The organism is Luteibacter sp. 1214 (assembly GCF_031455395.1).
Taxonomy (GTDB): domain Bacteria; phylum Pseudomonadota; class Gammaproteobacteria; order Xanthomonadales; family Rhodanobacteraceae; genus Luteibacter; species Luteibacter mycovicinus.
Map to the genome: position 1 here is coordinate 546,557 of NZ_JAVDSQ010000001.1, position 26,993 is coordinate 573,549.

Consider the following 26,993-nt stretch of genomic DNA (forward strand, 5'->3'; position numbering starts at 1 on the left):
CGAACGCGCGGCGATGGGCCGGCGGGATTTCATGCGGACTCTCGCTGCGGCGAGTGCCGCGGTGGGGGTTGGGACGGTGTCGGCTGAAGGGCTGTTTCGGGGCGACCTGGCATCGCCAGCGGGGCTGGCTCCTACAACAGCAGGCACGCCATCGCCAGCGAGTCCTCTACCCGCTCATGCAGGAGCCAGCCCTGCTGGCGATGCTCCCCGCGTCCCGCTCGATGAGGTCCCTCGCGAAGGCTTCGCCCACCTGGGCGGTTTCTCGCTCGACGACCGGGCCTGGCACGTCGAAGAGGACCTCACCCATCCCGATGGTGCGCTCATAATCACCGACGGCAAACAAGCGGTCGTTCTGCACAAGCGCACCGAGGCCACCTGGGACGAAGCACCGAAGCCCTATCTCGGCCTCGCGCTTGCCGACATCGCGGTCTCCGGCCCGGATCTGCTCGCCGACCGCCTGCTCGCCTCCGGCCAGCCCGACGAAGCAAATGTACGCCTCGCCGCCCCACCCCCGGCGTCGGTACTGGACCCCGAAAACTACTACGGCCGCCTCCCGTGGACGACCTTCGTCGGCACGCGGCAGTGCCTGGATACGATGCCGGTCTACACCTCCGGCAGCACGCGCGGGTACCACGCCGATCAGGTCTTCGCCGATCTGCATGACCCGAAGAAGGTCGCCCGTCGCCGCGAGGGACTCCTCGGCGGCTGGCTCCCCGCGGTACACAAGGTCGTACCGCTCGATCAGCATCGCTGGTACGACGTGATCGTCTTCGCCGATGTCGATGCCAGCGATCGTTTCGTCGTACAGACCTGGCACCGTACCGCGCTGGTCGAGCGCGGCGCGATCACGAAAGTCGTCTACGGGCACAGCTACCCGGCTTACCCGCCCCGGCGCGAACCGCCCGGAGCGGAGGCGTTCTACGCTGCCCTGTTGCGCTTTCACGACCGCTGGCATGCCGAGCTGGCCGACGCGTCCCAGGCCGAGATCCCCGCACCGGGCTGGGCCGACATGGCGCGCTTCGCCTTCGCGCGCGAACTGGTGGTGCGACCGGAAGGCACCTACCCCAAATACGGCGCCGTCGATCGCGACTACTACGGCAACGAATACGACGGCTTCCAGGACACCTTCACCAGTTCGCTTTACGCCAATCTCGAATGGGGCCGATTCGCCCAGGCCACCGCGGTGTTCGACGGCTACTTCAGCGACTTCGTCCAGGACGACGGCATGATCAACATGCGCGGCGCCGAGACGGCGCAGTTCGGGCTGACCCTGTCGCTGATCGCACGTTACGTGGCCTACACCGGCGACGTCGCGCTGTGCCGCAAACATCGACGCAAGATCGAAGCGACCGCGGCCATCCTCATCGAACTGCATGACGCATCCCTGCAGCTCGCCGCGAGCGCACCCGGCTACGGCCTGATCCATGGATGGAACGAGTCGGACGCCTGCCTGTTCCCCGATCCTTCGCTCTGGTGGAAACCCTACTTCGCCAACAGCGCCCTCGCCGCGCGCGGTCTCGCGGACATCGCGGCCATCTGGCAGCGCATCGCACCCCACGACGCGGCGAACGCGTTGTTGTGGACCCGGCGAGCCGATACGCTTCGCCAACGTGTGACCGAAAGCGTCCGCGTCAGCGTACGCCACGACCTCAAGCCTCCCTACGTCGGGCCGCTGCCGGGCGTCACCCGGACGTTCCGCGAAGCGCTGGCCGAAGAGCACCCCAGCGAACAGCAATGGCCGCATCGCGCTTATGCGGAACTGCTGCAGGCGGATGTCCTGCCCGACGATCTCGCCCATCTCGTGATCGACGCGATGCGAGGCCATGGTGCGACCAGTCTCGGCGTGGTCGCGAACATCGGCCCGGTCGATCCGAAAAGTCGCGACATCCTCGGCTTCATTTCCTATGGCTACGCGCAACAGCTGCTGCGCCTTGGCCGGGTGGACGAATATCTGCTGTTCCTCTACGCGCATCGTTATCACGCGCACACGCCGGGCAGCTGGACCGCCGGTGAGGTCACCGATATCACCGGAGGCATGCCGCTGTTCTGCATACCCGCCCAGATGACGATTCCGTTGCTGCTGCGCTGGGCCTTCGTGTTCGACGACAGCGCGGGCGACGTCCTGTTGCTCGGTCGTGCGCTTCCCTCGGCGTGGCTGGTGGAGGAGAAGCCGCTGTCGATCGCCGATGCGCCGACGCGCTGGGGACGTTGCGGCCTGGCGATCCGGCGAGAAAAGCATGGCCTGACGGCGTCGGTCACGCTCCCCGCCAGCGGCACGCCGCGCGAGATCTGGCTCACGCTGCGCGCACCCGAAGGACGCACCGCCGGCAACGCGCACGTCGACGGCAAAGCGGTGGCGGCCGCCGATCGTCGTGGCGACGAGATTCGCCTGCGAGGGCGTGCCGGGCAGCGTCTCGTGGTCACACTTCAGTTCTCATGACATCGGTGTGCGGGATTCCGCATCGACGCACCGCAAATGACACAAGACGGTCCGTCCATGTGACGGCACGATGAAACAGCGCATCGGGGGGTGCGTTCCATAAGCATCGGGGGTGGCATGCAGGGTTCCGACAAACGCAGGCGGTTTCTGAAGACGGGGGCACTGGCCTTCGCAAGCGCCCTCGCCGTACCCCGCGTGCGCGCCTTCGACACCGCCGACCCGGCCAGCGTCGCCGCCAGCGCGGCACGCGAAAAGCCGGTATGCCGGATGCAACCCTTCGCCCTGAATCAGGTCCGTTTACTCGACAGCGACTTCAGCCGTGCCGCGGCGATCAACCTCGAGTATCTGCATAGTCTGCCGGTCGACCGGCTCGCGCACAGTTTCCGTGTGCAGGCGGGCCAGCCATCCTCGGCCAGACCGTTCGGCGGCTGGGAAAAACCCGACTGCGAACTGCGCGGCCACTTTACCGGTGGCCACTACCTCTCCGCCGCGGCGCTGGCCTGGGCCGCGCAGGGCGACGCCACGATGAAGGCGCGCGGCGACGAACTGGTCGCCATCCTGGCCAGCTGCCAGCGCCCGAACGGGTACCTCAGCGCCTTCCCCGAATCGTTCTTCGATCGCCTCAGCGCCGGCGAAAAGGTATGGGCGCCGTTCTACACCCTCCATAAGATCCAGGCCGGCATGCTCGACATGTACCGGCTGGCCGGCAACAAGCAGGCGCTCGCCGTGGCCACCGGCATCGGCAACTGGACCGTGCGCTGGCTCAACGGTTTTTCCGACGCCGACATGGCGCACATTCTGAAAACCGAATACGGCGGCATGAACGAGTCGATGGTGGATCTCTACGCCATCACCGGAAACAGCCGCTATCTCGATGCCGCGCACCGCTTCGACCAGGCCTCTCTGTTCGAACCGCTCGCCTCGCATCGCGACGAGCTCAAGGGACTGCACAGCAACACGCAGATCCCCAAGATCATCGGAGCGGCGCGTCGTTACGAACTGACCGGTGAACCACGCTACCGTCGTATCGCCGAGTTCTTCTGGGAGACCGTCACGCAGAACCGCACCTACGCGACAGGCGGATCCAGCAACGACGAGTTCTGGAACACCGGTCCGGGTGACCTCAGGGGCCAGCTGGGACTGTATGCCGCCGAGTGCTGTGTCGCGTACAACCTGCTCAAGCTGACGCGCCACGTCTACGCGTGGAACGGCGACCCGCGCGCCTTCGACTACTACGAGCGCAACCTGTACAACGCGCGCCTCGGCACGCAGGACGCGCAGGGCATGAAGCTCTACTACTACTCGCTGCGCCCCGGCGGAGCCAAGTTCTACAACTCCCCCACCGACTCGTTCTGGTGTTGTACGGGCAGCGGCGCCGAGGAGTTCGCGCGCTTCAACGATGCGATCTACTTCCGCGACGACGATGCGCTGCACGTCAACCTCTTTATCGCGTCCGAACTCGACTGGCCTGAGATGGGTCTCACGCTCCGCCAGGAGACCGATTTTCCGCGAGAAGCCGCCACACGCCTCCGCTTCACACTGACGCAGCCTCGCGAGATCGCGCTGAACCTTCGCATCCCTTCGTGGATCGCGCCTGGGGCGCGCGTCGAAGTGAACGGCGAAGCCCTCGACACCTTCGCCTCGCCCGGCAGCTACCTGACCATCAAGCGTACCTGGCAGTCCGGCGATCGTGTGTCGCTGACGCTGCCCATGACCCTGCGCAGTGTGCCGCTGCCGGGTGACGATCATCTGCAGGCCATCACATACGGGCCGATCGTGCTCGCCGCGCGCCTCGGCGCGAAAGGCCTCACGCACGACCAGCAATACGGCCGCTACGACGCGGGCCCCTCACCCGAGCCGAAGCCGCAACCCGCTCCGCAGATCGCGCCGGACGAGGCTGACCCGCTCGCATGGCTTGCCCCCGGGGACAAGCCGCTGACCTACCGCGCCACCACACGCCACGGCGTGGTCGATGTCGCACCGCTCAACACGATCCAGGGTGAACGCTACGCCGTGTACTGGCAGACCGAAGGGTCCGCCACCGACGCTGGCTGAACCGGGGGAACGGCCACACGCCGTTCGACGAGGAAACGCACCGGGCCCGGTGCGACGCGCTAGCGCGCGCAGGGAAACGCTTCACCTGCCCAGCGACCGGTCTGCCGACCGGCCGACGGAGTTTTGCACCCTATCGCCACCGCCAACGAGGGAAGCCATGTATTTACGTCATCGCACCAGGCACGACCGCTCGTGTTGTCCGACCTCCTCCAGGCGCTTCGCCGGCACGACGCTTCATGCCGCGCTTTGTCTCGCCCTGCTGGGAAGCAGCGGCGCCACGTTTGCCCAGGACACCACCGGCGCCACGAGCTCCGACGCCAAAACACTGGATGCCGTGACCGTCACCGGTTCGCGGATCCGCCGCGTCGATACCGAAACCGCCAACCCCGTGGTCACGGTGGATCGTGCGGCGATCGAAGCCACCGGCAAGCCGACCCTCGGCGATCTCGTGCAGGAACTCCCTTCGATCGCAGGCAACGCGACCAACCCGAACACGAACAACGGCGGCGGTACGGGCGCGTCCACCGTTTCGCTACGCGGCCTCGGCGACAAGCGCACGCTGATCCTCGTCAACGGCGTACGTCTCGCTTATAACGACGTCAACGCCATTCCCGCCAGCATGATCGAGCGCGTGGAGGTGCTCAGCGATGGCGCCTCGGCCGTTTACGGCTCGGATGCCATCGGCGGCGTGGTCAACTTCATCCTGCGCGATCATTACGATGGGGTGCAGATCTCCAGCGACTTCGGAACCAGCCGGCAGAGCGACGGCAACCGGCGCAACTTCTCGCTGACCGCCGGCCACACCGGCAGCAACTACAGCATCATCGCCGGCCTCTCCTACAGCGACATCGACGCGGTCTCGGCCGCGGCGCGCGACTATTCGAAGGACGCGCTCTACCTGATCGACGGCGCGTCGGTGAAGCAAGGCTCGTCGGCCACGCCGGGCGGCTCGATCAACTTCAACGACGGCTCCGCCGCTTCCGATGCCCTGGCCGCGTCGTCCGGTTGCTCACGCGTCACCCTCAACCCGGGTGTGACCGGCGCGACCGGCCGGGGCGACTTCCACTGCTATGGCGGCAGCGATTCGTACAACTACCAGCCCTATAACTTGCTACAGACTCCGCAGAAACGCACGAATGCCTTCGTACTGGGCAAATACCAGATCACGCCCTCGGTACAGGCATACGTCAACGGTTATTTCAGCAAGACCAGGTCGTCGTCGGTGATAGCGCCGATTCCGATCTTCGCCAACGGGGACAACTTTCTCGTCTCGGCCGACAGCTACTACAACCCGTACGGCGTGAACTTCGGTACCGACCGTACCACCGGCACCTCGTACAACGACCTCAACTCGCGGGCCACGGTCCTCGGCAACCGGAGTTACCAGTACAACACGTACAACCTGCAGCTCAATCCCGGCCTGCGCGGCTCGTTCGGCAACAGCAGCTGGCAGTGGGACGCGGATATCAACTATGGTCGCGTGCGTCAGATCTCGCGCAACAACGGCTTCCTCGATTACGACGCATTCAATCAGGCGGTCGGCCCGTCGTTTCTCGATAGCGACGGCAGCGTGCGCTGCGGTACCGCGGGCAATGCCATCGCCGGCTGCACGCCGCTGGACATCTTCAACCTCAATTCGGCGTCCAGCCTCGCCACGCTGCAGTCGATGATCGTCAACCCGACGGTCACCAGCGTGTACACCGTGAAGCAGTTCGAGGCCAACGCGAACGGCGATCTCTTCGACCTGCCCGCCGGTACGGTGAGCCTCGCGACGGGCCTCTCGTACCGCAAGGAGAGCACGTCCACCTCGGCCGACTCCCTCTGGACCGGCGACGAAAACGGGCTTTGCGGCGTCATCGAGTACTGCGCGTCCACGCTGGCAGGCAGTTTCAACGTCAAGGAAGCCTATGCCGAAGCCCTCGTACCTCTGCTTTCGGACCTGCCCGGCATCCGCTCGCTGAATCTGACCGTGGGCTCGCGCTGGTCCGACTACAGCACCGTCGGCAGCAAGACCAACAGCAAGGTCTCGCTCGAGTGGCGTCCGGTCGACGACCTGCTGCTGCGCGGCACGGTCTCGCAGGTGTTCCGTGCGCCCAACACCAGTGAACTCTACGCGGGGGTGGCCGGCGACGCGGCAACCGCCAACGACCCCTGCAACGGCTATACCGGCGGCCATGAGGCGGCCTGCGCCAACGTGCCGACCGACGGCTCGTATCGCCAGGCCGATGGCCAGGTTTCGGGCAAGGCGTCGGGCTCGGTGCTCGCCGGCTATCAGCTCAAGCCGGAGACCGGTCGCTCGTACGACGTCGGCTTCGTCTACGATCCGCACTGGCTCGACGGCCTGTCCTTCAGCGTGGACAGCTGGAAGATCAACCTGAAAGACACGATTTCCACCGTGTCCGCGCAGACGGTGATGAACCAGTGCTATTCCAATCCGTCCAGCGCGTTCTGCGCCCTGATCCACCGCAACGGCAACGGTACGATCAATTACATCGCCGAGCCCACCGTCAACCTCGGCAAGCTGTGGGCGGCGGGAACGGATTTCGGCCTGGCCTATCGCTTTCCTGAAACGAGCTTCGGCAAGTTCAACGCGTCGCTCAACGGCACGTACATGAAGCGCTACGACGTCAACCCGGACACGACCGATCCCAGCTCGGTGGTGATCCACAACGCGGGCATGTACACGTACTCGTATGGCAACTTCCCGCGGTGGCGCGGCCTGGGCACCCTCAACTGGTCGATGGGTGACTGGAGCGCGTCATGGCGCATGCGTTACGTCGGCCGCTCGCAGATCGGCAGCGACGATCTGACCCAGGGTCTCTCGGCCGACTCCGATGTCGCGGGCGTCGAGCGTAAGGTGGGCGCGTACGTCTACCACAACATCCAGGTAGGCTATAACGTGCAGCCATGGCATACCCGCTTCGACCTGGGTATCGACAACGTCGCCGACAAACAGCCGCCCCTCTACTATTCCAACAACGTGACCAACGCCAATACCGACGTCGCCACCTACGACCTGCTCGGCCGCTATTACTGGGTCCGCGCGACGGTGTCGTTTTGATCCGCACCGTTCTGGCTGGGTGCTGCCTTGCCGTGGCGAGCGCTTCCGCGCTCGCCACGGATATGCCCAGCGTCGTACACGCGAACGGGCGGCACGCGCTGCAGGTCGACGGCAAGCCGTTTACGGTGCTCGCCGTGCAGCTGCACAACTCCAGTGCGTGGCCGGCGGTGCTGCCCGAGGTCTGGGACGACGTGCTTGCCCTGCATCCCAATACACTTGAGGCGCCGGTGTACTGGGAGCAGTTCGAGCCATCTCCCGGCAAACACGATACGACCAATCTAGATGCGCTTATCGCGGGCGCTCGCTCGCATGGGCTTCGTCTGGTGGTGCTCTGGTTCGGCAGCTGGAAGAACGGGCAGATGCACTATGTGCCGGAATGGATGAAATCCGACCCGGTGCATTACCCACGGGCGCTCGACGAACACGGCACGCCGCAGGAAGACATGTCGCCGTATGCGGAATCCAACCTGCATGCGGATGAGACGGCCTTCGCCGCACTCATGGATCACCTGCGCAAGGTCGACGGCGACCGGCATACGGTCATCATGGTGCAGGTGGAGAACGAACCGGGAAGCATCGGTGCGATCCGGGACCATTCGCCGGCCGCTGAGAAAGCCTTTGCCGCGCCGGTGCCGGATGCGCTGACGCGGGCGCTCCGTCGTCCTCCCGGTGGCGACTGGACGGCAACGTTCGGGGCCGACGCCGACGAGCAATTCAACGCCTATGGCATCTCGCGCTACATCGATCAGGTCGCCTCCGCTGGCAAGGCCCGCTACCCGTTACCGATGTACGTCAACACATGGCTGCGCTACAAGGGCAAACACATGCCTGGCTACGACTATCCCAGCGGCGGCGCCACCTGGAACGTGCTCGACACCTGGAAGGTCAGCGCGTCGCACATCGACTTCATCGGCACCGATCTCTACAGCACCGATTACAACGAGTTTACGAAGGTCGTCGGGCAGTACACGCGGGCGGACAATCCGCCGTGGATCTCCGAGACGGGGTTCGAGGCGGGGAATGCGCCTTACCTGTTCCATGTACTTGCGCAGGGCGGCGTGGGTTTTTCGATCTTCGGTATCGATCATCCGGCGGATACGCCTGAGGTCAAGGCGGCTATCGAGGCGCATGCGCGGAACTTCGCGCTGGTTGGGCCGATTCAGGGGCTGGTTGCCGACGCAGCGTTTCGCGGGACACTGAAAGCTGCCGTCGAGCAACGTGGGCAGGCGAAGTCGGACGTTGCGCTGGGCGGTGGCTGGACGGCGCATGTGTCGTATGGGGCACCTTCGTGGGGAGACGCACCGCCGGAATTGCCGGGTAACCCCGCCGCCGATGGGCATGTGCTGTTTATTCCGCTGGGTAAGGACGAGTATTTGCTCGTTGGGTTCCATGCACGAGTGGAGTTCGAGCGGGATCGTTCCGACAAGCGGATGGGTCAGGTGCTGCGGGTTGAGGAAGGCGCTTACGAAGGAGGGGTCTGGAAGGCGCGTCGCTGGTGGAACGGCGATGAGACGGACTATGGGATCAATCTGGGTCAGAAGCCGGTTTACCTGAAGGTCCGCCTTGGGGACTACTGAGCCAAGGCGGAAAGTTTGTTTTAGCTCAGGCTCATGACCGGCGCCTTCGATGGCCGCGCTATTTCCTGCTGAGCCTGTTGTTGTTGCTGCTGTTCCTGCTGCTGCACCAGAGCCCTGCCCTGCTCTTCGGCCTGCGGCCACGCCGCACTGCTTCGATCCAACGGCGTCTCCAAAGCCTGCATCGTCTCTACCCACGCCATCTTCCGGTCGAGGCCATGCACGCTTTGCAGGTTGCCTTCCACCGCGAACGCCCGGCTCGCGTCGTCGCTCAGCATAACGTGATCGATCCCGCGCATGCCTTCCGCGGTGGCGGCCACGGTCAGTGAGCCTGCAAAGCGCGAATCGCGAGGGCTGGGCGCAACACCGTGCTCCGCGTTCAGCTTGGCGATGCCATCCATCGCCTGGCGGAACATACCGTTCGCTGGATGAGCGGGCTGGTCGAGCCTGTGTTTATCGCTCAGAAGCCACTGCATCGGAGACTGGTCCTTCGGCATCGGATTCCGCTTCTCCGTGTTCACCGGGCTGTGCGGCACAGGATTCTCGATGCTCTGAATGTCTCTGATGTTGTGGGTGGGACGCAGGGCATCCTTTCCGGACACGTCGACCGGCGCACGAATCCGTACTTCGGAGCCAGGGCCACCACTTCCGGGTAAAACAATATGCTTCTCGCGGTGGATTCCGGCGTGATTCAAGGCAGCCCACGTGAAGTCGACGCAGTTGTTTCGGACGTCCTGGTATTGCATGTTGAAACCAAATTTTCCAGCATCATGGCCAAACTCGTTCAAGCGATCGAACTGGTCCTTTGTGATCTCCATGGTCCTTGCATAGACCGGCTTGCTGTAGTTATCGACATCGCTGTCATAACGGCGACCCGGGCCTGAAGCGCTTCCATGCTCGATGGGCGCGAATCCAAAGCTTCTCTTGTTACCCGTTGCGTCCTCGGTACTGAAATACATATGTCCCGGCAACGATGTACCGCCATCTAGCAACAGTGGCGTTCCGGGTGCCGCAACATAAATCGTCACGGCATACTTTCTTTCTGGCATCCATTTCCTCCTACTTTCCTGTGTTGTAGAACTGATCGATTACAAGCTCCGCATGAACGCCTTCGAAGACAGGCAAATCGAAGGCGGTTTCCACTCTCGCCCTGTAGTGCCCGTAGCCCTCCGCGTAAAAGCCTCCGGCAACAACGTATTCCATGCTCCCGTCGTTGCCATCGGGTTGAAGATGAAGCAGGGGCTGCACTGGTCGTGACGTCGACGGATTCCATAGCCTCGACTTGCCGTAAGCAGCGTACATGCCGCTCATGTCCAGGACATTCATCGGCGATAAAACTTCACCGTCGACCTTCCACACCTGAGCACGTATCGCGGGACTCGCCTTTCTTACGAACTCAATCGTTGCCTGATGCGCGACCGGAAATTCCACCGCCAGCATAAAGCGCCGACTCAGATCCGCCTCTTCCTCACGCAACCAGAAATCGATCGTCGTTGTGTTCCCTGATTTGGCCAAGGAAAAGCCTTGTCTTATGGGTATGCCGCCAGCTACCGGCGCTGCTGAACGATTACCGCAACCAGCACAAAGTGCACCAAGCATCAAAACCACTAACCAGCAGAAAAGGTTCCCAAATAAATGCGTGCGACGGCTAGTTCTAAGTGATGTGTCTGACATCCCTATCTCCTACTTCGCTGTGTTGTACGCCTGGCCAATCACGATTTCTGTAGGTACATTTTTCAACCAATCCAAGTCAAGCACGGTTTTGATTCGTGCCACGTAGTGACCATAACCGTCGGCGCAGAAAGAGCCCAAGACACTCCCCTCACGCACCTCGTCGCCAACGAAGGGGTGGAGGTGCAATTCCGATGGAAATGAACCCGATGGCAATCGCGTCTTCGCCACATTCACGCGACAAGCCCCCGTGATAGGCACCGCGTTGAAGATATCGATAGGCGCATGTTTCTCGCCACTCACCCGCCAGATTTCCGCGTGCACTGCAGGCGTTGTCGTCCCAATGAGACGCGTAACATTCCGCAGTATGTGCGGATGTTCGACAGCAACCATGAAATGTCGTGACAGGTCAGCGTCGCCTTCGCGCAGCCAGAAGTCGACCGTTAATGTGCTTCCGGCTTTGTCGAGGTAGAACGCGCGCCGTACCGGCATATCCCCAGGTGCTGGTGCAGTCGTTTCTTGCCTGCACGCACTGGCGAACAGCAGGAGGCACGCAAGCGGCCACGTAGCGAATTTGTACTTGGACTTCTTCATCCCTTTCCAGTCGCCTCGCGGCGTACGGTGCATTCCCTTTCTCCAAGGGGCTGAAGGATGAAGAAGTCTATGGGAACACGTCAAGCCACGGACGCTGACACAGCTATTCTCAAAGAACGAAAAAAGGGAACATTGGTCGCGATTCTCAATACACCGCGTAGCTTTTTTACTAGCTTATGCCTGTTGCCTGCGGAATCGCATTCCACGCATCGCAGGCAACCATCGTTCAGAGCGGTGAGAGCGCGGAACGTTGTCACTGAGGTTTTTCTTGCCGATAGCATCCGGCGCGTAACCGTGTGGCCGACTGGCAGTGACGGACGTCGCAATCCACTTCTCCAGCACACCGCCCCGTGCCCGGTCTCGGGCAGGCCGATGAGAGTCATCGTTGAGCGATGGTGGCATGTCTGTGGAATTGAGGCATGCCACAACTCGGGGCGGGTGGGATCGCCAGCAGGGCTGGCTCCTACCGGAGCTGGCTACTGCTCACTCATCAGGGAGACAGCGATGGAAAAGTATGGAACGGTGGGTGAAGGCAGCCTGTGCCCTGATCCGGATGCGAGCGGGCGCGCAATGTGCGTCGCGCGCCCATGTAAAGATGGAATGGGACCGCTTTCAATGGGTTGGGAGCGATGTCGGCCGATGTAACAGCCGCGCCACCAGCGCGATCAAAGCGAAACCACCACCGAGCAGGCACACGCCGAGCCACCCCGCACGGCGCCACGCTTCGGCGGAGGCGAACGAACCGATCGCTCCACCGACGAACATGGTGGTCATGAACAACGTATTGAGACGGCTCTTGAACTCGGGGTGCAGACCGTAGATCAGGTGCTGATGCGACACCAGCGCGATCTGCACGCCGAAGTCGAGCACGATAACGCCGATGATGAGACCGGCAAGCGTCGGCCAGATCGCGAAGATGCCCCACGCCACGACCGTCGCTGCCGCACCCAGCGAGATGACGATCCACGGACCTTTGCGGTCCGCGACGCGTCCGGCGAGTGGCGCCATCGCGACGCCCACGGCACCGACCACGCCGAACAAGCCGGCGGAGGCGGCGCCAAGATTGAGCGGCGGCTGCTCGAGGCGGAGCGCAAGGACCGTCCAGAACGCCGAGAACGAGGCAAAGATCATGGCCTGCGTAAGCGCGGCACGACGCAGCAGCGGTTCGCCGCGCCACAGACTGACCAGTGAACCGAACAGCTCGGCAAAACCCACACGGCGTGGCGGGCGGTGCTCCGGCAGGCGCAGCGCCATGAGCAGGGCCGCCAGGAGCGCGATGGGCACGGCGATCCAGAACATCACTCGCCAGCCGGCCGCGCTCGACACAAAGCCGGCGATCGTCCGGCTCAACAGGATGCCGGTGAGCAGGCCGCTCATCACTGTGCCCACCGCCGCACCACGTTTCGACGGCTCGGACAGAATGGTCGCGAACGGAACGATCTGCTGCGCCACCGTCGCGGCCGCACCGACGATCACGGAGGCGAAGGCCAGTGTCGCGAGGCCGGGCGCGAGCGCGGCGACGACCAGCGCGATCGCCAGCAGGATGAACTGGAGCACGATCAGGCGGCGGCGCTCGAACGCGTCACCCAACGGCACGAGGAACAACAGCCCCGCCGCGTAGCCCAGCTGCGTCAGCATCGGCACCCAGCGCTCGACGGCGCCGTCGTGCAGGTCGCGGCCCATGATGCCGAGCATCGGCTGGTTGTAGTAGATGTTGGCGACGGCGAGGCCGGCGGCCAGTGCCATGGCATACAGGGTGCTACGCGGCAGGCCGCTGCCCTGTGTGGCGTTACTCATCGTGAAAGCTCCGGGTCGGTGGTGCCGTAAGAATGATCGTGCATTGCACCACACCCGGGCTTGGATGTTTCGTCAGCGCCACGCGGGTATCCGCCGTAGCGACCGTCCTGGCGAATCGAGGGGTCGCCGCGGTGCGTTGACAGAGGGCCGACCGGCGAGCCGCTGAAACGCACGATTGCACAATCCCTGAACGCGGCAAGGGGTACACCATGGAGGATTCCCACACGGACAGGATCCACTCATGTCGAAGCTCGATGCCGCCTTTATCGAACACCAGAAACAGCGCCTCGAAGACCTGCGCGCCCAGCTGATCGCCACGGGCGATGCGGCGGGGGCCGACGAGTCGGCGCTTCAGACCGCCGCCGGTGGCGAGCCGCAGGACGAAGGCGACGACGGCGATCGCTTCGCCCAGCAGGATGCGGACGAGGCCCTGCTGTCGCACAACGAAAACCGCCTCGGCGACATCAACCGCGCCCTCGAGAAGATCGCCGATGGCACCTATGGCATCTCGGATGGCAATGGTGAGCCCATTCCGCGCGAGCGCCTGGAAGCCGTTCCGGAAACCCGCTACACCGTCGAGGAAATGGCCGAACGCGAGCGCCTCGCCCAGCGCTGATCGTCTGCGGCGACACTTTGTGTTGATCAAAAGTCACGCCTCGTCAAAATGGAGGCAATTGCGTTCTAGCCGGAACGTTTCCCGCTTCCGCAAGATGTCACGGGACAATCAAGGAGACACCCCGTGAGCGATTCAACCTCCCTCGGCGCTGGCCACGATGCCAGCCGCCGCAATTTCGTCGTCGGCGCGGGGACCCTCGCCGCGGGCACGCTCGTTGGCGCGAGCGTGCTTGCCTCCGGCGTCAATGCCGCGCCGGCCGCAACGACCCATTCCTCTTCCAAAACCAGCAAGAAGGTAGGCGACATGTCTTTCATCACGACCAAAGACGGCACCGAGATCTATTACAAGGATTGGGGTACCGGTCAGCCGATCGTCTTCCATCACGGTTGGCCGCTGAGCTCGGACGACTGGGATGCCCAGATGATGTTCTTCCTGAACAATGGCTTCCGCGTAATCGCGCATGACCGTCGTGGTCACGGCCGTTCGTCGCAGACCGCGACCGGCAACGACATGGACACGTATGCGGCCGACGTCGCGGAACTCACCACGCACCTCGACCTGAAGAACGCCGTGCATATCGGTCACTCGACCGGCGGTGGCGAAGTGGCGCGCTACGTCGCCCGTCATGGCAAAGGCCGCGTGGCCAAGGCCGTGCTGGTCAGCGCCGTGCCGCCGATCATGCTCAAGACCGCGGCCAATCCGGGTGGCCTGGATATCTCGGTGTTCGACGGCTTCCGCAAGGCGCTCGCCGATAACCGCGCGCAGTTCTACCGTGAAGTGCCGATCCCGTTCTACGGCTTCAACCGTCCGGGCGTGAAGACCCTCGACGGCGTGGTCGACAACTGGTGGCGCCAGGGCATGATGGGCGGTGCCAAGGCCCACTACGACTGCATCAAGGCCTTCTCGGAAACCGACTTCACCGAAGACCTCAAGGCGATCACGGTGCCGACGCTCGTGCTGCACGGCGACGACGACCAGATCGTTCCTTACCAGGACGCGGGCGTACTCTCCGCCAAGCTGGTGCCGGGCGCGCAGCTGAAGCTCTACAAGGGCTACCCGCACGGCATGCTGACCGTCCACGCGGACGTCCTCAACAAAGACCTGCTGGACTTCATCAAGGCCTGATGTGACGCGAAGGGCCCGACGTGACGCGAAGGGCCCGACGTCACGCGCTTTCTGTAGGAGCGGGCCCTGCCCGCGAAACCCTCGGGGCATAACGCTGGCGCAATGAGGTGCAAAGCCTCATTCGCCACGTTTATCCGTGAGGGTTCGCGAGCGGGCTCGCTCCTGCTACAGCTGCTTCGAAACAACGGTACCTAGCTCTTTGAACCACGCGGCTCGCTGCTCAGCCGTTGAGGTGGTGTCGCGGAGGAAGGCGCCGACCACGGCACGCTTGCCGTTGGGCGCGGTAATGATCGCCATATCGTTCCACGCGGCGATACGATCGCCATTGCTGGCACCCGTACCCGTCTTGTCCGCGATGCTGAAGCCCGCTGGCAGCCCCGCGCGGATGCGATTCGGAATGACCTGAGCCCGCATCATGTCGAGCAGGCGCTTGGTCGATGCAGCCGAGAGCAACTCGCCAGCCTGCAACTTGCGCAGGAACGTCGCGGCGCCGTCCAGCGTCGTTGTGTTCTCCTGCATCACGATCGCGGCCTCGTAGCCCTTCAGCAGCCGCGCCGATTCTTGCACGGTCGTTTCGTGCAGAGGTGGCTCCGCGCCTTGGGCCAGACCTTCGAACACATGCCCCACCGCGCGCTCATCCATATCGATGCGCATGCCCTCGACGCCCTTGTCCTTGAGGTATGCCGTGACCACCTGGCCGCCACCGACCAGTTTCAAGAGCGCGTCCACGGCCGTGTTGTCGCTCTGCGTAACCGCGGCAGTCATCAGTTCGCTGACGGTGACATCGATCGGGCCCTTAGCGGCGCGCGCGCCAATCGACGGGACGGCGGAACCGGCCGTGACGTCGGCCGGTGTGACGTGCACTTTCTGGTCGAGGCGGAGCTTGCCTGCATCCACCTGATGCAGAACGGCGGCCGACACGGGTGCCTTGAAGGTGCTCATCAGCATATAGGCCCGGTCGTCGTTGACCTTAGCCGAGGCGCTGCCATCCAGATCGACGACGATGATGCCGAATTTGGCGGGCTTGGCCTGATCGGCGAGCTTTTGCAGGGAGGCCTGCAGCGTCGCGGACTTGTCGGCGGCGATGGCCGAGCCGGCGGCCAGGGCCAGCGATAACGCGAGGAAGGTGTGCTTCAGCATGGGAGCGCCTTGGGGGGGATGACCGAGGCGCCATGCTGCCGCATGGTTCTGCGTTTTTGGTGGCAAATCGGGGGCCGGTGGGAGCTTTGACCGGCAGCGGCTGTTGTAGGAGCCAGGCCTGCTGGCGATGGGGGGGGTGTACGGCGAGCACCCATCGCCAGCAGGGCTGGCTCCTACATAAAGCGACCACCGGAAACTGGGCTCAGCTCTTCTTCAAGCGCTTTTGCTGGAACGGATAGAACCGCTCTTCGCGCAGTTCGTGCTCGATCTGCTCCAGGCTCTTGCCCATCGTCTCGGGCACGAGGTAGTAGATGAAGACCAGAGCACCGAGCGAGATCACCGCGTAGAGCCAGAACGTATGCGACGCGCCCAGCCAGGTGACCAGCGACAGCGTGCTCAAGGTGACCAGCAGATCGAAGAACCAGTGGCTGAAGGCGCCCAGGCTCGCGCCCTTGCCGCGAACGAACAGCGGGTATACCTCGGAGTTGATCAGCCAGATGCAGACGCCGAAGCCACCGCAGTTCAGCATCAGGTACGCGGCCAGACAGGCGACGACCAGCACGCGACTCACGTCGGTCTGCGGCCCCTGCCCTTCGAACAGGATGCCCATCACCACGAGCGCCACGATCGAGCCGGGAATCATCCACAGCAGGTAACGACGGCGCCCGATCTTGTCGACCAGGATGCTTCCGATGACCGTCATGACGACCACGAGCAGCGTGCTGCCGCCGGTGCCGAGCACGGCCCATTTGTCCGAGAAGCCGGCCTTGGTGAGGATGGTCGGCGCGTAATAGATCAGCGCGTTGTTGCCGGTGATCTGCGAGAACATGGAGATGCTCGCGCCCACGATGATGGCCGGACGGATCCAGGGCTTGGCGAAATCCTTCCAGCGCCCGGTTTCCTCGTTCTGGGAAACGCCCTCGATCTCGACGACTTCCGCTTCGGCCGCGCGACGGTCGCCGCGAACCCGCTCGAGCACGTCGATGGCTTCATTCTTGCGACCCTGCGTCACCAGCCAGCGCGGGCTCTCCGGGAGAATGAACATGCCACCCAGCAGGATCACCGCCGGAACCACACCGAGACCGAACATCCAGCGCCAGTGTTCGCCGAGCAGGAATCCGGTGAAGTACGCCACGGTGATGCCGAACACCACCATGAACTGAAACAGCACCACCATCTTGCCCCGGTGCTTCGGCGGCGACACCTCGGCGATGTAGACGGGAATGATCTGTGTGGAACTGCCGGCCGACAGGCCGAGCAGGAAACGCGCCGCGATCAGCATCTCGACGCTGCCCGACATGGCCGAGGCGATCGAGCCAAGCGCGAACAGCACGCCGACGAAGATCACCATGCGTCGGCGACCGAACCGGTCGGACAGCGGGCCGGTACCGAGGCAACCGAACAAGGCACCGAAGATGATCGCGCCGGTGACGAGCTGCTTGGTGGTGTCGTCGAGAGCGAACTCACGACCGAGGCCCAGAAGCGCGACGCCGATCACGCCGGTGTCGTAGCCGAACAAAAGGCCGCCGAGCGCGGCGATGACCGCGATACCGACGACCAGGGCGGTGCTGCCGCCCTCGCTGTCGACCTTGGATGGGGTTACCGCATGCATGCGTTTCTCCTGGGAGGATGAAGAAGCCCTCGCCCCCGCGAGTTGTTCTTGAACGAGATCACGCCGCCACGCTCACGCGCACACGGAAATCCGCCTTCGGTGCCGTCAAAGCGATGCGGCGGGCATTCGGCTCGTCGGTGTTTTCGATCCAGTCGAGCGCGGCCTGGCGGTCGCGGCCGTAGCGCATGTGCCGCGCGAGCAATTGCTCATGGCGCTGTGCGTCGTCGACGTCGACGAACCAGACCTCGTCGAGCAGGCCCTGGACGTCTTGCCAGGGACCTTCATCCAGCAGCAGGTAGTTGCCTTCGGTAATGACCAGACGTACATCGGACGGCACGGCGATCTCGCCGGCGATCGGCTCTTCGATTTCACGATGAAACGCCGGTGCGTAGACCGTCTCGCCCGGCACCGGCGAGCTAAGGCGGCGCAGCAAGGCGACATAGCCCGCCGCGTCGAACGTATCGGAGGCGCCCTTACGGGCGGCCCTGCCCAGACGGGCGAGCTCGGCATTGGCGAGATGGAAACCGTCCATCGGTACGCCGACGGCGACGTCGCCGGCGTATGCGAGCAATTGCGCCACGAGGGTGGATTTACCGGCGCCCGGTAGTCCCGCGATGCCGAGGATGCGGCGTCCGCTGCCTTCCATGAGCGCGTCCAGGCGCTCCCTTGCGGAGGATTCGATCATGCCGATGCCAGACAAAAAGACCGACAAAAGCTAATGATCCGAATGTGTGCATGAGATGAATCGCGTCATATATGGCGATGGACGGGTCCCTGACAGAGACATTCGCCGTCTTCGTTCGCATGACCCAGCAAGGCGTCGAGCAAGTCCCCGGACGGCGTCCACTGTCCGATGGCCGGATGAATCAGCATCGCCTTGCGTGCTTCGAGACGGCGGTCGTTGAGCACCGATGCGATCGCGGCACGTTCGTACGCCTTGACCGAGCGCACCAGACCGTTCACCGCATCCGGCAATGGCGCGATGGGACGGGGCACGATCGCGTCCAGCGAGATATCCGACGCGATCTCCACGATGTCGTTATCGGGCAGATCGGGCAAGGCGCCACGATTGCGCGTGTTGACGACGATACGCGCCGGTTTCGCACCGGTCAGCGCGCTCATCACGTCGATGGCGATGCGGTGGTAACCGGTCGCTACGCGGAAGGGGTCGACCTGCAGGCTGACCCCCTGATCGAACGCGGAACCACCCTCGGCTTCGAGCTTCATGTACGAGCCGGAACGCTGGTTGAGGTACGCGGCGTAGATATCCACGGCCGCGTCGCCGTCGCCCGCGTCCAGACGCGCGGTCAGCGTCGCCAGCAGATCATCGTTGAGTCTCTGAATTTCGCCACCGCGGCTCCCGCCCTGCCTGCGCTGGTTGTCCAGCGCGCGCTGGCGCTCGTAGTAGAAGAAAAGGTACTCCGTGGGAATGAGCCGCAGCGTGCGGATCATGTCGAAGTCGAACAACGGCGCCAGATAGAGCTGACGTAGCAGATCATCGCTGGCAAGCAGCGTGTCGATGACCTCCTCGCCCCGAACGCGCACGCCGCGTACCCAGCCGAGGTGGTTCAGGCCAACGTAGTCGCACTCGACCTCGTCGGCCGGCTCGCCCAGCGCATGCGCGATATTGTGAAACAGCTCCGTCGGCGTATCGCAGATGCCGACGATGCGGGCCTTGCTATGGTCGGTCACGGCCTGCGTGATCAGGCCGGCGGGGTTGGTGAAGTTGACCAGCCACGCCTGCGGGCTCAGCTTCTCGACGAGTTTCGCCTGCTCTATCGCGACAGGAATGGTGCGCAGGGCCATGGCGACGCCGGCGGGGCCCGTCGTCTCCTGCCCCGGATATCCCTGCGCGATGGATGCGCGTTCGTCGGCGGCGCGACCGGCGATACCGCCGATACGAATGCTGTTGAGCACGAAGTCGGCGCCTTCGATGGTGTCTTCCATCGAGGTGCCGCCACGTAGCCGCAGCGCGCCGCCCGAGCGACGGATCACGGCATTGCCCAGGCCGACCATGATCCGCAGCCGCTCGGGATCGGGGTCGTAGAGGACCATTTCGGCCGCGCCGAGCGCCTCGGCGGCTTCGTTGACGCCGAACACGACAAGCGGAGACCGGACACCGCCGCCTCCGATCAATGCGATCTTACGATCCGTACGTTTGCTCACGAAGTGTCCTTAATGGCTGGGGATGGGGAAGCGATTCAAGGGCGCCGGCGGCCGTCGTACACAACGCCCCGCAGATGCAACCGCGCTCGACGCAGCCATCGATGGACTCGCCATCGAGCAGCCCGTCGATGACGCCCGCGTCGAAGGCATCGCCCGCACCGGTGGAGTCGACCGCTTCGATGCGCGGCGCCGGCACCCGGCGCAGACCGCGTGCATCGGCGATCCACGCACCACGGGCGCCCTGTTTCATGACGGCACGAGCGATACCGGCCGCGGCGGACCAGGCCTCATAGGACGAGGGGGCGTCGTCGCCGCATAACAGCGCGACTTCCTTGTCGTTGGGCAGGAAGAGGTCGACATCGCGGCAACTGAGCCGGTTGACAGGGTCTTGCAGCCACGCCGGGCTGTAGCCGACGTCGAGGGAGGTCGTACACCCCGCCTCACGCAACAGCGGAAGCAGGGTCGAGGCAAGGTCGCGCGGCAGCGGCATGGCGAAATGCACATGACGGGCGGCGGACAGATCCACCACGATCTCCGACGTCGCCAGCAGTTCCGGGAGCGAGCGGTTGACGCCGGGATAAGTGAAAAACGATCGATCCTCCACCGTCGAGACGCTCACGGTGATGCCGGTGCCGTCGCTGCCCAGCCGGATACCGTCCATGCTGACACCGAATTCGCCCAGACGGCCTTCGAACCAGTCGAGGTCGGCATCGCCGATCAGTCCGACCAGGCGGACACGGCGTCCGAGCCGCGACAAGGCACAGGCGGTATTGATCGTTCCGCCGCCGAGTTCGCGCACGTAGTTCTCGGCGATCACTTCTTCGCCGGGGCCGGGCCAGGAGGGAAAGCCGCTGAAGACGTGATCGGCGTAGATCTCTCCGACGACGGCGACATCCCATGATTTCAGCGATGGGGAAATGGCCACGTGCGGGACCTCCGTGCTTGCCACAGGAAAAGAAGCGTGCCCGCGAGGACCGCGACCACGGCGGCGACGATGGACGAGGTGCCCGCCGTCGCCACGAGATACAGCCAGCCGATGACGCTGACGACCAGCGGCAGCGGATACAGCGGCATGCGAAACACGTCGGCGTCGGCGCGGCGACGACGCAGGGCCACCACGGCGAAGCACTGCGCGATGTACTGAAACAGGATCTGCGTGACCATCAGCGTCGCGATCAGATGCTCCAGTGACAGGAAGCAGGCCGCGGCGGACGTCGCACCCACGAACAGGAGCGACACCGTGGGAAACCCGCCCCGCGGATGCAGGCGCGCGAAGACGGGAAAGAACTGGCCGTCCGCCGCCGCCGCGTACGGCACGCGTGAGTAGCCCAGCAACACCACCAGCGCCGATCCCCAGCTGGCCAGAAGAATCAGGAGCACGGCCAGCGTGCCGCCCGTGCGACCGTGGATCGCCTGCATGAAGTCGGCGACCACGGCCTTCGAGTGCGCCGCCTGCTCCCAGGGCAGTACGCCGAGAATGCTGAGGTTGAGGCCCAGATACAGCACGGCCACCAGCGGAATGGAAACGAGCACCGCCATCGGAATGGTGCGCCGCGGCCGCTTCACCTCACCGCCCAGCATGCAGACGTTGTTGTAACCGCCGTAGTCGTACACCGCGATCAGGGCGACCGCGCCGAGGCCCAGCCAGAACCCGTGAGATGAGTCGACGTGTGCCTGGAAGAAGTGGCTTGCGATCGTCATGTCGAAGTGCCTGATGCCACTGATCACGATCCATGCGCACGCGATCACGACGATCGCGCTGACCAGCACGGACAGCCGCTGGATCTGACCCACCCGCCGATAGAGCACGGCCGTGTTGAGCAGACACAAGCCGGCGGCGACGAGCGCCCTGCCCGTTTCCCCCAGGGACGGGATGAGGAAGCCCGCGTACTGGGCGAAACCCACCGCCGCCGAACCGATGGAAAGCGGCGCGGTGAGCAGCGTCTGCCAGAGGTAGAGGAAACCGAACAGACGGCCGGCTTTGTCGCGGCCATAAGCCTCGCGCAGGTAATGGTAGGGACCGCCGGATTCGGGAATGGTGGAGCCAAGTTCGGCCCAGACCAGACCGTCGCAGAGGCACAGCAGTGCGCCGGCGACCCAGCCCAGCAGCACCGAGGGTCCTGCCAGGGCCGAGAGGGCGAGCGGGATGGTCACGAACGGCCCGATGCCGATCATGTTGAGGACGTTGGCGGAAAGCCCGCCCCAGAAGCCGATGGCTCGCGGCGGTATGGCGGATGTTCCTGGTGCTACCGCGTTCGCGGTCGGGGTGGCTGTCGCTCTCATGATTCGCGGCCCGTTTCCGGGTAGCTTCGGCCAGCACCTGACGCCAACAGGGTCGGCTCCCACCGGGCTGCGGGGTCCTGCTCCTGGTAGGAGCCAGCCCTGCTGGCGACCGGTGCCTGCCCCACCCCATGCAAACTATCGGCAGCAGCAATCACCGCCCCCTCCACCCGATGCAGATCCAACACCAGCACCTCGTTCTCCCCCGCCTTCAACCACGGACCCGGACAGAACAACCGAAGCTGCGGCCCGACACTCCAGTACCGCCCCAGCAACCGCCCGTTGACCCACAGATACCCCTTCACCCACCCACTCATGTCGAGATAAACGTCGCCAGGTACATCCACATGAAGCGCCGCCCTGAAGAACACCCCACCTCGCGACGGTGCCGCCTTCAACGGCTTGAGACCGCGAACCCACGCATCGTCCAGCGGCAACGGCCACGCCTCGACCTCATGCAGGGCGACACCATCGAGCGTCACCGGCCCGATGAGCCCTTTGTGGTCACCCAGCCGCGGCCCGAAATTGATGTGGCCGAAGGTATCGACAAGGACCTCGACGGTCGCCTCGCCCGAGGCACGCGCAGGCAGCGTCACATCGGGCCGCGAATTGAGCGACGCATGCTCGACCCGTGACACGACAGCCGTTTCACGCCCATCGACATGCACGACGGCATAATCGCGCACGTTCTCCAGCCGCAGAACGCTGCCGGCGGCGATCCGCTTGCGATAAACGACCAGTCCCTGATCCTGGCCGAACAGGATCTCGTTCGGACCGGGCGATGGCAGCCTGACCGGCTCGCCCGGAAGGTTGTCCCAGAGCGACGCGAACGGCACAGGCGTCACCGGTGAAAACGTGGCCGAGGGAGGAGCTCCGGGCATCGCGGGCGGCGTGACTCCCGCGCTCTCCACGATCACCCGGCGCAACGCCGCGTAGTGCGGCGTGGCACGCCCCCGCTCATCGATGGGTGCACCGTAGTCGTAGCTGGTGATGACGGGCTGGAACTGCGAGCCGTCGTCCTCCGCATTGGCTCCCGCGGTCAGACCGAAGTTGGTCCCGCCGTGCACCACATACAGGTTGAAGGAATACCCGGCGCGCATGATCTCCCGAAGCGGCTCGACGAGGTCCCTGGTCGCGAAGGCCGGCTCACCCCAGTGCGTAAGCCAGCCGGGATAACCCTCGCCCAGCCACACGGGCGACTCGCCCGCGAAGCTCCGGCCCTTGAGCATGTCCGCGACGTCCGCACCATCGAGGCCAAGCGCCATGCCTTTCGGATAGGCCTTACGCCGCTGCAGGTCCTTCCAGCCATCCGACACGGAGAACGGTCCCGCGATGCCGTGCTCCCGCCATAGGTCGCGCAGCGCCTCCAGATAGCCGACATCGTCGGCGAACATCGAATACTCGTTCTCGACCTGCAACATCAGCACGGGACCACCCGCCCCTGCCGTCAGCGGAGCGATACGCGGTGCGAGCGCGGCGATATAGCGACGCACCGCCGCCATGTAACGGGGATCGTCACGCGTGCGCAGGCGGGTATCCGGATCGCGCAGGAGCCATGCCGGCAGACCGCCGTTCGTCCACTCACCGCAGATGTACGGACCCGGGCGCAGATACACCCACATCCCCTCCTCCGCGCACAAGCGGATGAAGGCCACGATGTCGCGATTGTCGCTTTCGAAATCGAACACGCCGGGCTCGCGCTCGTGGTGATTCCACATCACGTAGATCGCCACGGTATTGAGACCCATCGCACGTGCCATCCGGATGCGATGACGCCAGTGCTCACGCGCGATCCGCGCCGGATGCATCTCGCCACTGCGTATCTGGAACGGCTTCCCGTCGAGAAGAAACGTACGCTTGCCGAAGGCGAACGCATGTCCGCGCCCGTCCGGTGCCACCGCCGAAGCGGCGACACCGGACGGCCCCGCCCACGCGCGACCGGCGAACGCCAGTGGCGTGAGCAAGGACAGAGCGAGGAACCGACGTCGTTGCATGCTCAGAACGAGTACTTCACGGTCAACAGGGTGGTCATGCCCGCATCCACGATATCGGAGTTGGCCAGACTGTTCCTGCCGATGTGCGACCAGTAGGAGTACTGCTTGGTCAGGTTGCTGATCTGCAAATCGAACTGCAGGCCGTTATTCATGAGGTAACCCGCATGCAGGTCGACGCGGCGGATCGGACGGATCCACAGGTCGTCCCACGGATTGCCCTGATTGAGGAAGTCGTAGGTCGACAGGTAGGAGCCCGTGTAGTGGTAGCTGAGGTTGAGCGAGAAACCGGCCTTCTCGTAGAACAGCTCGGCGTTGGCCATGCGCTGTGGAGCCGACTGCAGCCTTTCGTTCTCGAAGCCGTCGCGGCCCAGGTCGACCTTCGAATTCTGCCGCGTGGCGTTGACGCTGAAGCCCAGGCCATCGAAGGGCTCAGGCAGGTTCTGGAACTTCTGCCTGTACGTGGCTTCGAGACCGTAGACATGCCCGTCCCCGCCGTTGGTCGGCGTCTTGGTGAGGACGGTACCCACACCGGACGTGTTCGGATTGGCCTGGCCGCCGCCGCTGTCGTAGATGTAGTTGCGCAGCTTCTTGTAGTAGCTGGCCAGGGACACGTAACCGCCGCTCTGCGTCGTCCACTCGGCGCCCAGATCCACATTGGTGGCCTTGATCGGGCTCAGGTTCGGGTTGCCGCTGGTGATCGTCGTCACGCCATCGGACACACTGATCTGCGAACCGCCGCCCAGCTGCACGAAGGCCGGTCGCGTGTAGCTCTGCCAGATCGCGCCGCGATACACGATGTTGCCGTCCGGGCGGAAATTGATGAACAGGCTGCCGAGCGGCTCGTTGTAGATGGTCCGGTTATTGGAGAAGTAGCCCGGCGCCTCGTTGCCGTCGGCATCGGTCGGCGTCGTCCAGAACGTGTTGTGGATGGAGGTGTGCTCGAAGCGCACACCGGGAATGATCTCCCACGGACCGCTCTGGAACGTGGCCATGCCGTACGCGGCACTGACCGCTTCCGTGCCGCGCATGGTGTCGCAGTTGTAGTTGTTGAAGTCCAGCTTGCCGCAGGTATCCAGATCCGACGGCTGGACGTGGGCCGCGATGAGCGCGGCGACCGCGGCACGACTGACTTCCGGCGTCCGCCAGTCGAATTTGCCAGGGAAAATCTGATTGTAATAGCCCTTGAAGATGCCGAGGTCGTCGAGGGTCGTGGTGCCATCGTTGATGCCACCGGTCGACCAGTCGCGGTTGGTAAACTCGCGCGAACTGTCGCTGTACTTCACGCCGAACTTGACCGACTGCAGCACGCCGCTGTCGAAGTCATAGCGCAGATCGAGTTTGGCGCCGCCGCGCTTCTGGCCGGAGCGGATGTCGGTGACCTCGCCATAATCGTTGGCGTACATGTTCTGCACGTTGTTGACGGAGTTCTGCAAACCCGGCGTCAGCACGGGGTACGGGAAGCCGTTGCCGCCGTAGCTCAGCAGCGAACTGCGGTTATACGCGAAGTTGTCCTGCGAATACTTGTCCTCGCGCCCGTCGATCTCGACGTGTTCGGGTCGGTCGTTGCGGCCGATGCTCCAGAAGACGTTGGGCGAAATCGTCCATCCGCCGGCGGTCTTGTCCGCACCGAACTGGATCGTGGCCAGGTCTGCCCGCTCCGGGTTGGTCTCGAACCAGAAGCGGTTGGCGATGCGCCCGATGTTCGGCGTGTACACGCCTGGCGTGGAGGTCGGTACGTACGTCACGTCCTGCGGCAAAAGCTGGTTATACGTGGTGTTCTGCTCGGTCAGCGCATACGCGTAAGTCATTCGCGCATAGGCTTTGAGCGTCGGGTCCACGTTCCAGTCGAACGAGATATTGCCGCCGTAGCGGCGCTCGAACCCCGACGCGATGCCGACGTTGCTGCCGAGGCTGGTCAGGTTGTGAGCGGGGTCGTACCCGGGCGCGCTGTCGCCTTCCGCGGTCGCGTGAAGAAATGCCCAGGAACCGTCGTTGGACGCACTTTCCGCCGCACCGATCTCGCTGTTGGCGATGTTGCGGTAGTCGTAATAGCCGCTTACGTAAATGCCGAACTGTTTCTCGGCACCGAACTTGCCTTGCAGTTCCCCGGCCAGACCGCTGCCGAGGCCGCTGCCGCCGTAGTCGCGCGCACGGCTTTCCACGCGTCCGCTGGCGGTGACGCTGCCGCTGAAATCCTTCCTGAAATCGAAGGCGCTCGGCGTGCGAAAGTCGATCGTCCCGCCGATCGCGTCGCCGTCCATGTCGGCGGTCGAGGTCTTGTTGAGTACGATGGTCTGCAAGCCCGACGGTGGCAGCAGGCTCAGCTGTACGCTGCGGCTATATGGCATGCCCTGGGCCACGTTGCTGCCGTTCACCAGATTGACGTTGTACTCGGACGGCAGGCCACGCACCGAGGTGAACATGCCCTCGCCGCGCGCCGCGCCGTCGATGCCGCCGAAATAGCCGGAGCCCGTAGTCGTTACGTTGACGCCGGACATCAGGCCCAGTGCCTCCGCCACGTTGTGCACGGCGGTGTGCTGCAGGTCGGCTGCCGACAACACGTCCACCGTGTTGATGGAATCCATGCGCATGTTGGTCGCGTCGTAGCGGTTGGCCACGACGCTGAGCGCCTTCATCTGCACGGCCTTGTCCGGCTTGGCGGCCGGGTCCTTTGTATCCGTAGCCGCTTTGACCGGCGGCGGCGTTGACGGCGCTGGCGCAGCGTCCTGCGCAAACGCCCCATTGGCCAATACCGCACACACGGCCACGACCAGACACTTCTTGTTGAAAACCTTATCGATACCCACGATCCACCCCCACCCCGAAAGTGCTCTGAAAAAAGGCTGACCAGCGGGTTCGTCGCGCGGT

At 64.2% G+C, this 26,993-nt stretch carries 18 protein-coding genes; 6 read left to right on the plus strand and 12 right to left on the minus strand.

The features are described 5' to 3' along the window. The first annotated feature begins 13 nt into the window (after nucleotides 1-13). From J2X57_RS02165 to J2X57_RS02180, 4 genes are all read left to right on the plus strand, one after another. Nucleotides 14-2,440 carry a Tat pathway signal protein gene (locus J2X57_RS02165; RefSeq protein ID WP_309864355.1) on the plus strand — a complete coding sequence of 809 codons (2,427 nt, stop codon included), beginning with the start codon at nucleotides 14-16 and terminating at the stop codon, nucleotides 2,438-2,440. 117 nt (nucleotides 2,441-2,557) lie between these two features. Beyond that, entirely contained in the window at nucleotides 2,558-4,495 is a 1,938-nt protein-coding gene (locus tag J2X57_RS02170; RefSeq protein WP_309863261.1) for a glycoside hydrolase family 127 protein, read from the plus strand. Nucleotides 4,496-4,754: 259 nt separating this feature from the next. Next, nucleotides 4,755-7,556 carry a TonB-dependent receptor gene (locus J2X57_RS02175; RefSeq protein WP_309864358.1) on the plus strand — a complete coding sequence of 934 codons (2,802 nt, stop codon included), beginning with the start codon at nucleotides 4,755-4,757 and terminating at the stop codon, nucleotides 7,554-7,556. A 62-nt stretch (nucleotides 7,557-7,618) separates the two neighbouring features. Next, on the plus strand, nucleotides 7,619-9,133 hold the full coding sequence (locus J2X57_RS02180) for a DUF5597 domain-containing protein (protein WP_309864361.1): 1,515 nt from the start codon (nucleotides 7,619-7,621) through the stop codon (nucleotides 9,131-9,133). A 20-nt stretch (nucleotides 9,134-9,153) separates the two neighbouring features. Here J2X57_RS02180 and J2X57_RS02185 read toward each other — a convergent pair whose 3' ends face one another. The 4 genes from J2X57_RS02185 to J2X57_RS02200 form a co-directional block, all read right to left on the minus strand. Then, nucleotides 9,154-10,179 (minus strand): XVIPCD domain-containing protein, encoded by a 1,026-nt coding sequence (locus J2X57_RS02185; protein WP_309863263.1) that lies wholly within the window; start codon nucleotides 10,177-10,179, stop codon nucleotides 9,154-9,156. A gap of 10 nt (nucleotides 10,180-10,189) precedes the next feature. Next, nucleotides 10,190-10,804 carry a hypothetical protein gene (locus J2X57_RS02190; RefSeq protein ID WP_309863266.1) on the minus strand — a complete coding sequence of 205 codons (615 nt, stop codon included), beginning with the start codon at nucleotides 10,802-10,804 and terminating at the stop codon, nucleotides 10,190-10,192. Between the two features lie 9 nt (nucleotides 10,805-10,813). Next, nucleotides 10,814-11,395 carry a hypothetical protein gene (locus J2X57_RS02195; protein ID WP_309863269.1) on the minus strand — a complete coding sequence of 194 codons (582 nt, stop codon included), beginning with the start codon at nucleotides 11,393-11,395 and terminating at the stop codon, nucleotides 10,814-10,816. Between the two features lie 612 nt (nucleotides 11,396-12,007). Beyond that, the gene (locus J2X57_RS02200) at nucleotides 12,008-13,192 is read right to left on the minus strand and encodes an MFS transporter (RefSeq protein WP_309863271.1); all 1,185 of its coding nucleotides are present in this window, start codon (nucleotides 13,190-13,192) and stop codon (nucleotides 12,008-12,010) included. Nucleotides 13,193-13,433: 241 nt separating this feature from the next. On the opposite strand from J2X57_RS02200, the gene J2X57_RS02205 reads away from it, so the two are divergent. Together J2X57_RS02205 and J2X57_RS02210 are read left to right on the plus strand one after the other, a co-directional pair. Further along, on the plus strand, nucleotides 13,434-13,808 hold the full coding sequence (locus J2X57_RS02205; RefSeq protein ID WP_036113460.1) for a hypothetical protein: 375 nt from the start codon (nucleotides 13,434-13,436) through the stop codon (nucleotides 13,806-13,808). 303 nt (nucleotides 13,809-14,111) lie between these two features. Then, entirely contained in the window at nucleotides 14,112-14,933 is an 822-nt protein-coding gene (locus J2X57_RS02210) for an alpha/beta hydrolase (RefSeq protein WP_309864363.1), read from the plus strand. Nucleotides 14,934-15,098: 165 nt separating this feature from the next. Here the strand turns inward: J2X57_RS02210 and bla are convergent, their stop codons facing one another. The 8 genes from bla to J2X57_RS02250 form a co-directional block, all read right to left on the minus strand. Further along, nucleotides 15,099-16,073 (minus strand): class A beta-lactamase, encoded by a 975-nt coding sequence (bla, locus tag J2X57_RS02215; RefSeq protein ID WP_309863274.1) that lies wholly within the window; start codon nucleotides 16,071-16,073, stop codon nucleotides 15,099-15,101. Nucleotides 16,074-16,275: 202 nt separating this feature from the next. After that, the gene (locus tag J2X57_RS02220) at nucleotides 16,276-17,685 is read right to left on the minus strand and encodes a sugar porter family MFS transporter (protein ID WP_309863277.1); all 1,410 of its coding nucleotides are present in this window, start codon (nucleotides 17,683-17,685) and stop codon (nucleotides 16,276-16,278) included. A 58-nt stretch (nucleotides 17,686-17,743) separates the two neighbouring features. After that, nucleotides 17,744-18,370 carry a nucleoside/nucleotide kinase family protein gene (locus tag J2X57_RS02225; protein ID WP_309863280.1) on the minus strand — a complete coding sequence of 209 codons (627 nt, stop codon included), beginning with the start codon at nucleotides 18,368-18,370 and terminating at the stop codon, nucleotides 17,744-17,746. A 65-nt stretch (nucleotides 18,371-18,435) separates the two neighbouring features. Then, nucleotides 18,436-19,851, minus strand: coding sequence for a beta-glucosidase (locus J2X57_RS02230; protein ID WP_036113462.1), 1,416 nt, complete (start codon nucleotides 19,849-19,851; stop codon nucleotides 18,436-18,438). Beyond that, nucleotides 19,829-20,776 carry a carbohydrate kinase family protein gene (locus J2X57_RS02235; RefSeq protein WP_309863284.1) on the minus strand — a complete coding sequence of 316 codons (948 nt, stop codon included), beginning with the start codon at nucleotides 20,774-20,776 and terminating at the stop codon, nucleotides 19,829-19,831. Before J2X57_RS02235 ends, J2X57_RS02230 begins: the two co-directional genes overlap by 23 nt. Then, nucleotides 20,755-22,134, minus strand: a complete 1,380-nt coding sequence (locus J2X57_RS02240; RefSeq protein WP_036113464.1) for an APC family permease — start codon at nucleotides 22,132-22,134, stop codon at nucleotides 20,755-20,757. The genes J2X57_RS02235 and J2X57_RS02240 overlap by 22 nt, the downstream gene beginning before the upstream one ends. Further along, entirely contained in the window at nucleotides 22,131-24,125 is a 1,995-nt protein-coding gene (locus J2X57_RS02245) for a beta-galactosidase (protein ID WP_309863288.1), read from the minus strand. Before J2X57_RS02245 ends, J2X57_RS02240 begins: the two co-directional genes overlap by 4 nt. 2 nt (nucleotides 24,126-24,127) lie before the next feature. Beyond that, nucleotides 24,128-26,932, minus strand: coding sequence for a TonB-dependent receptor (locus J2X57_RS02250; RefSeq protein WP_309863290.1), 2,805 nt, complete (start codon nucleotides 26,930-26,932; stop codon nucleotides 24,128-24,130). Nucleotides 26,933-26,993: the final 61 nt, after the last annotated feature.

What these genes read in the sequence shown, in the direction of transcription:
- J2X57_RS02165 (WP_309864355.1), top strand. Translation starts at nt 14, where the DNA reads ATGGGCCGGCGGGATTTCATGCGGACTCTCGCTGCGGCGAGTGCCGCG.
- J2X57_RS02170 (WP_309863261.1), top strand. Translation starts at nt 2,558, where the DNA reads ATGCAGGGTTCCGACAAACGCAGGCGGTTTCTGAAGACGGGGGCACTG.
- J2X57_RS02180 (WP_309864361.1), top strand. Translation starts at nt 7,619, where the DNA reads ATGCCCAGCGTCGTACACGCGAACGGGCGGCACGCGCTGCAGGTCGAC.
- J2X57_RS02185 (WP_309863263.1), bottom strand. Translation starts at nt 10,179, where the DNA reads ATGCCAGAAAGAAAGTATGCCGTGACGATTTATGTTGCGGCACCCGGA.
- J2X57_RS02190 (WP_309863266.1), bottom strand. Translation starts at nt 10,804, where the DNA reads ATGTCAGACACATCACTTAGAACTAGCCGTCGCACGCATTTATTTGGG.
- J2X57_RS02195 (WP_309863269.1), bottom strand. Translation starts at nt 11,395, where the DNA reads ATGAAGAAGTCCAAGTACAAATTCGCTACGTGGCCGCTTGCGTGCCTC.
- J2X57_RS02200 (WP_309863271.1), bottom strand. Translation starts at nt 13,192, where the DNA reads ATGAGTAACGCCACACAGGGCAGCGGCCTGCCGCGTAGCACCCTGTAT.
- J2X57_RS02205 (WP_036113460.1), top strand. Translation starts at nt 13,434, where the DNA reads ATGTCGAAGCTCGATGCCGCCTTTATCGAACACCAGAAACAGCGCCTC.
- J2X57_RS02210 (WP_309864363.1), top strand. Translation starts at nt 14,112, where the DNA reads ATGTCTTTCATCACGACCAAAGACGGCACCGAGATCTATTACAAGGAT.
- bla (WP_309863274.1), bottom strand. Translation starts at nt 16,073, where the DNA reads ATGCTGAAGCACACCTTCCTCGCGTTATCGCTGGCCCTGGCCGCCGGC.
- J2X57_RS02220 (WP_309863277.1), bottom strand. Translation starts at nt 17,685, where the DNA reads ATGCATGCGGTAACCCCATCCAAGGTCGACAGCGAGGGCGGCAGCACC.
- J2X57_RS02225 (WP_309863280.1), bottom strand. Translation starts at nt 18,370, where the DNA reads ATGATCGAATCCTCCGCAAGGGAGCGCCTGGACGCGCTCATGGAAGGC.
- J2X57_RS02240 (WP_036113464.1), bottom strand. Translation starts at nt 22,134, where the DNA reads ATGAGAGCGACAGCCACCCCGACCGCGAACGCGGTAGCACCAGGAACA.
- J2X57_RS02245 (WP_309863288.1), bottom strand. Translation starts at nt 24,125, where the DNA reads ATGCAACGACGTCGGTTCCTCGCTCTGTCCTTGCTCACGCCACTGGCG.